Here is a 243-nt window from a genome sequence, read left to right as displayed (position 1 = left end):
TAAACGGAATTCTGAATGGTAATCTTTCAATCGATAAAGGCTCACGAGCAATCGTTTATGGGATGGTAAATGGAAATATATCCAATTTCGGAACTTGCGAAATATACGGTGTAGTTGATGGCAACTTATCGGGAGAAACAGATCAAATTTTTATTGATCAAAATGGTAAGGTTAATGAGTAGCAACTACCCGCTAACAGCGGCTAAAAAAAAGCGCTCCATTTCGGTAACAGAAACTTCCATT

1 protein-coding gene is annotated in these 243 nt (G+C 37.4%); it reads left to right on the top strand.

From position 1 onward, the window contains the following. On the top strand, nucleotides 1–182 hold a 182-nt coding region (locus tag G6047_RS16670), incomplete at its 5' end, for a hypothetical protein (RefSeq protein WP_211165336.1). Nucleotides 183–243 lie beyond the last annotated feature (61 nt).

The organism is Flavobacterium silvaticum (assembly GCF_012911565.1).
Lineage (GTDB): Bacteria > Bacteroidota > Bacteroidia > Flavobacteriales > Flavobacteriaceae > Flavobacterium > Flavobacterium silvaticum.
This window is presented reverse-complemented; position numbering and strand designations above follow the sequence as displayed.